Origin of the sequence: Niastella populi (assembly GCF_002078015.1) — a bacterium.
Classification (GTDB): Bacteria; Bacteroidota; Bacteroidia; order Chitinophagales; family Chitinophagaceae; genus Niastella; species Niastella populi.
Genome location: NZ_LWBP01000141.1, coordinates 1 through 533, shown reverse-complemented (window position 1 = coordinate 533; position 533 = coordinate 1). Strand labels below are relative to the sequence as shown.

The following is a 533-nucleotide window of genomic DNA, read 5'->3' as shown; positions in this document are numbered from 1 at the left end:
GCTGGTCAATGCAGGATTTACAATCAGAGTCAGTGTTGCAATGGAATCGCAACCGGCACTGCTTGTCAGGGTTACATCGTAAGATCCGGCAGCATTATAAGTATTGCCATTCCAGGTGTATGGCAGCTGATTAGCACAGATAGTTACTTCAGTGGTGCTGGTAACAGCCGGGTTGACAGAAAGCACCAATGTAGCAACTGAATCACAACCAGTCGCGCTTGTCAGGGTTACATCATAAGACCCGGCGGTATTATATGTATTGCCATTCCAGGTATATGGCAATTGATTGGCACAGATAGTTTCTTCAGTGGTGCTGGCAACAGCCGGGTTGACAGATAATACAAGTGTAGCTATTGAGTCACAACCGGCGTTGCTTGTTAATGTCACGTCATAAGACCCGGCGTCATTGTAAGTATTGCCGTTCCAGGTGTATGGCAGCTGACTAGCGCATACTGTGACTTCGGTAGTGCTGGTAATAGTCGGGTTGGTAGTTAATAAAAGCGTTGCTATCGAATCGCAACCGGCCGCGCTTG

Annotated in this window: 1 protein-coding gene; it reads right to left on the bottom strand. The window is 47.7% G+C overall.

Annotation, left to right across the window (positions count from 1 at the left end; genetic code table 11):
- A partial coding sequence (locus A4R26_RS34955) for a hypothetical protein (RefSeq protein ID WP_207625742.1) occupies positions 1 to 533 on the bottom strand: 533 nt, incomplete at both ends.